This window comes from Candidatus Methylarchaceae archaeon HK02M2 (genome assembly GCA_024256165.1).
Taxonomy (GTDB): Archaea; Thermoproteota; Nitrososphaeria; order Nitrososphaerales; family JACAEJ01; genus HK02M2.
Genome location: JAKLZG010000011.1, coordinates 1 through 4,295, shown reverse-complemented (window position 1 = coordinate 4,295; position 4,295 = coordinate 1). Strand labels below are relative to the sequence as shown.

Here is a 4,295-nt window from a genome sequence, read left to right as displayed (position 1 = left end):
ATTCAAAGGTAGACACAATTGGATAAAGTTGAGATTTCTGAAGATATATCTTTCCTTTTATACTTATTTCCTATATTCGTATATGGCGCATATGCATTTTATTTATGGATATCCATTGGAATTACGTCTTCCCTCCCACCTGATGTCTATTTAGCAGTTTCGGAGAGCCCAGTTATCTTCTTAGTAAGTGTATTAGCAGTATGTGTAGCCTTGGTAATAGATGTATTAGTTAGCACTCGAGATTTAAGAGTAAAAAAGATTGAGGAAAACACCTCAAGAATGAGAGACTTCGCAATAATTTTTCTCATTCTATCCTTGATTTCTGCTTGGAGTGCTGTTGGTTACTCTCTCGACCCATCATATATTTTTGACATCTACTTGAAAGGACATTATTCGATTCTTTTCCCTGTATTCTTATTTGGCCTCTCATTTACACTATCACCTTCGTTGAAAAAATATTTTAAATTTAACACAATAATATTTGAAGTTCTACCTTTTATTCTCATTATTGCTTCACCTTTGTTACTCTATGTGTTATGGAGCTTAAATTTATCAGCCGCAGTTGTATTCTTGATCCCACTTTCTATCTTCATAGTAGGTATAGCTCTATACCTATACAGTTTTAAAAAGAGAGAACCAAATATAAAAGAAATCTGATAGAAATCTAAAAAATAACGATCATATAAAATCGTCTAGACTTTTCGCCTTTTGAAAAACATGTTTTTCCTTTTCTTTAAAAATATCAGTAATAGGTTTTCCATAAACCCCATCGTATCCTGCTAAGAAGGACACTTTTCCTTGCCTATTTTTAATTATTGCTTCTGCAATGTCATCATTGGTCACCTTTAGTAGTTCATCCTTTGTAACATCTAGCAATATTTTCAGTTCATTACCGAACTTCGCTATCAATCTATCTTGTTCATTCATAACTTTCTTCGAGTAAAGTTGATCAACACCCATGACATAGGAGATTATCTCATATAATGGAAGCAAGGATTTGTATGGAACGGCATCTTTTGGCACGAACCCCTCAGGTCGATCAGCTAGCTTCTCTACTCTTTGTAAGACACCAATAGTCAACTTTTTACCACATTTTGGACATATATTGTCCAGTTTTATAGCTTCCTTAGGATGTAAAGAAACATCACACTTTCTATGACCTGTGTAATGATACTTTCCATACTCTGGTGGAACCTCAACTGTGAACATAAATCTCTTCTTATCTTTCTTCTTTACAGCATCCAAGATTTCATGATAGGATACATTTTCGAGATCAAAAACATTTAATTCTCTACCCAGTCTCCAAATCCAAGGGCTGTGAGCATCAGAATTACTCATGAGGCAAAATCGATCCAAGCTACTTAACCTCCAATTCATAGGAGGATCGCTACTAAGACCTGTCTCTATGGCGTAAATATTTTTTATTTGGTCTTGATAGCATTCATCTATAGAATCGAAACCGGAAGAAGCCCCAATAATGCCCCACCAACTCGTCCAAGCATGTGCGGGAATTATTAATGTGTCTCCATAAACACTTATCAAGATTTCAACAAGCTCAGGTGATGTCAATCCATTGAATATTGGTCTCCCGTCTGAAGTCAGATTTCCTCTTTTTGAAAAAATTTCATTTATCTGATCGACAATCTCGAAACTTGGAACATGGATAACATGATGTATCTTCCTTACTTTGTTTGTTTGTTCATAGATTGTACTTACTTCACCCGTGAGAATCCAAAAAATATTATTATAAATGAAAAGGCCGCTATCATCTAAAGGTTTGAGTTTCTCTTTTAGCTCTCTTATCCAAAAAGGATGGGTGAAGTCTCCAGTGCCCAATAAGTTCAAACCCTTAAGTTTAGCGTTTCTACTCAACTCATCTAAGTTCATTTTAGGACTTGTTGCTCTACTCAGATAGCTATGAATGTGGAAGTCCGCAAATATCTTCATTTAGTTTTCTTCTGTGATAAATTACTATAAGAAGATTTAAACTTAATCCAAACTAAATTCTACCCTCGAAAATATGTCAATATTGATTCCATCGATCAGGATAAGGTTCTCTAAATTATGAGAGGTTTTTCCATTTTTACTCTATATGTAAGTAAAAGGAAAAATAGGAAAAATAATTAAAATAGCGTTAAAATAGGGTGGACGTGTCTCTACCAAAAAAATCCGACAATTTCTCTGAATGGTTTGATGGAGTGTTGCAGAGGGCGGAATTAGTTGATATTAGGTATAACGTCAAGGGCTTTATAGTATACAGACCAAATATCATGTTCATTATAAGAAGAGTCTACCAAATTTTAGAAGATTTTCTTATAAAGAAAAACCATCGGCCAGCTCTATTCCCTCTTGTAATTCCGATATCCAATTTTCGCAAAGAAAGCCAGCATATAAAGGGTTTTGAAGAAGAGGTCTTCAAGATAAATGAGGCTGGTGGCGTAAAATTGGAGGAGGAGCTCTTCTTACGTCCTACATCTGAAACTGCGATCTATCCTATGTTTGCTTTATGGATAAGGAGTTACAAAGATTTACCTATGAAGATTTTCCAGTCTGTAGCTGTATATAGGCATGAAACCAAAGCTACAAGACCTCTTCTTAGGGGTAGGGAGTTCCTTTGGATAGAATCTCATTGTGTTTTTCCTGATGAAAAAGGAGCAAGAAAACAGGTTGAGGAGGATCTTGAAATTACGAAAAGGACATTCCATGAACTTGGCCTGCCCTTTTTAATGGTCGAGAGAGAATCATACGATAGATTTTATGGAGCTGTAGATTCCTATGCTTTCGACACTCTCCTTCCAGATGGTAGAGTCTTACAGGTAGCCACGACCCACTACTTAGGTCAGAGGTTCTCGAACCCCAATGTATTTGATATAAATTTTGCAGATAAAGATGGTAGCACAAAAAATGCTCATCAAACATGCTTTGGGCCTGGAGTGTCGAGGATAGTAGCGGCGATAATCAGTGTACATGGTGATGAATACGGTCTTGTCCTCCCGTTTGATGTAGCGCCTATTCAAATAGTCACAATTCCAATATTGCAATCTGGCAAGGAAGACCAAATAATGAAAAAGTCAAACATGATAAATCAAAATCTATCAGACGCAGGCTTTAGATCGATGCTTGATGATTCTGAAAAGAGGCCAGGTGAGAAATATTACAAATGGGAGATGTTAGGTGTCCCTGTAAGGGTCGAAATAGGTGAAGAGGAAGTTAAAGGAGACTTTGTTACACTATTTAGGCGTGATCTGAGATCAAGAAAAAAAATTAAGGATAACGAAGTTGTAGAGTATGTTTCAGAGCTTAAATCTCTAATCATCGAAGAGCTTGGTAGAAGGTCTTGGAGAATTTTCGACTCTTCAATCGTATCAATTAATAGCAGAGAAGAATTACATAATTTTAGTGGGAAGGCGAAGATAATTAGAGCGCCTTTTTGTGGCAAAAATGGATGTGCAAATGATATAAAAGTTGAGATAGAAGGGATGGAAATTAGGGGAAAAAGGATGGATATCGAAGAAAAACCATCGGGTAAATGCTTCTGGTGTGGCAAAGAAGCTACTCGAATCGTTTATTTAGCAAAAGCATATTAAAAACTCATTTTCGTATGCTTTGATGATATTTTGAGTTATAGATATGAGATTTATTAAACAATACATTAAATTTGAAAATAAGTTTGCCCAAAAAATGTAATTTATGGGCCACTTATCCATTCTTCACTTCCATCATAATAGATCTCTTTTTTCCACACTGCCAGCTCTTTTTTATACCTCTCAATTGCTTCTTGTAAAGCCGGAAATGTCTGTTTTCTGTGCCCCCCCACAACAATAACAATTACAAGGGGTTCTCCAACTTTAAATGAACCTTTAAAATGATAAATCCATATTAGAGATAATCCGTGCTTCTCTTTGATCTCATTACATATATTTTTTATAGCTAAATTTGAGCGTTCATCATAAGATTCTATTTCAAGTCCAATTACCTTTTTATTGTCTATGCCAACCTCTTTTACAACCCCAATGAAGGTCATGATCGATCCAGAATCTTTTGGTATCTTTGAAAGTAGATCGTTGATAGATGAAATATCTATTTCTCCCTTTTTATAGATACCTGAATTAAGCATTTTAACGCTATTATGTCTAAGTTATGTTTTATAAATTACTTTGTAAAGGTTTGGTATTTTTACTCCTCTCTTTTCAAATAACCAGCATATGCAAGAGCTTCTAATACGATCTTCTTTTTTGGTATTGTTGTAATTTTTGGTAGGGTTCCTGTTATAACCTCTCTAATATTACAGTATT

The 4,295-nt window shown here is 35.2% G+C and carries 4 protein-coding genes; 2 read left to right on the top strand and 2 right to left on the bottom strand.

The annotated features are described in order from the left end of the window. Positions 1-18 precede the first annotated feature (18 nt). Positions 19-657, top strand: coding sequence for a hypothetical protein (locus tag L6N96_00830; GenBank protein ID MCP8322710.1), 639 nt, complete (start codon positions 19-21; stop codon positions 655-657). 21 nt (positions 658-678) lie between these two features. Here L6N96_00830 and L6N96_00825 read toward each other — a convergent pair whose 3' ends face one another. Then, a complete protein-coding gene (locus L6N96_00825; protein ID MCP8322709.1) occupies positions 679-1,947 on the bottom strand; it encodes an endonuclease Q family protein in 1,269 nt (422 codons plus the stop codon). 203 nt (positions 1,948-2,150) lie between these two features. Between L6N96_00825 and proS the strand changes: the two genes are divergently transcribed. After that, positions 2,151-3,587, top strand: coding sequence for a proline--tRNA ligase (gene proS, locus L6N96_00820; GenBank protein ID MCP8322708.1), 1,437 nt, complete (start codon positions 2,151-2,153; stop codon positions 3,585-3,587). Positions 3,588-3,688: 101 nt separating this feature from the next. Here the strand turns inward: proS and L6N96_00815 are convergent, their stop codons facing one another. Then, entirely contained in the window at positions 3,689-4,117 is a 429-nt protein-coding gene (locus L6N96_00815) for a molybdenum cofactor biosynthesis protein MoaE (GenBank protein MCP8322707.1), read from the bottom strand. Between the last annotated feature and the right edge of the window lie 178 nt (positions 4,118-4,295).